Origin of the sequence: Pseudomonas agronomica (genome assembly GCF_025917275.1) — a bacterium.
GTDB lineage: Bacteria > Pseudomonadota > Gammaproteobacteria > Pseudomonadales > Pseudomonadaceae > Aquipseudomonas > Aquipseudomonas agronomica.
The window spans coordinates 1-243 of record NZ_JAOSHO010001157.1; the positions used below are offsets into that span (position 1 = coordinate 1).

The following is a 243-nucleotide window of genomic DNA, read 5'->3' on the forward strand; positions in this document are numbered from 1 at the left end:
GCTCCTGCTGGATGACCTTGAGTTGTTCCTTGAGGAAGAACTGGCGCTGATGTTCGCCGATCTTGCTGTTTACCTCGGCGGAAATCTCTTTTTGCAGTCGCGCGACTTCGACTTCCTTGCGCAGCATCGGCAGCACTTTTTCCATGCGCTTGAGCATCGGCACGCAATCGAGCACTTCCTGCAGCTCGCTGCCGGTGGCGGAAGTGAGCGCGGCGGCGAAGTCGGTCAGCGGCGACGGGTCGT

The 243-nt window shown here is 59.7% G+C and carries 1 protein-coding gene; it reads right to left on the reverse strand.

Translation table 11 applies throughout. The features are described 5' to 3' along the window. Positions 1-243, reverse strand: a 243-nt coding sequence (locus OC610_RS29365) for a hypothetical protein (RefSeq protein WP_264433382.1), incomplete at both ends; no start/stop codon positions are given.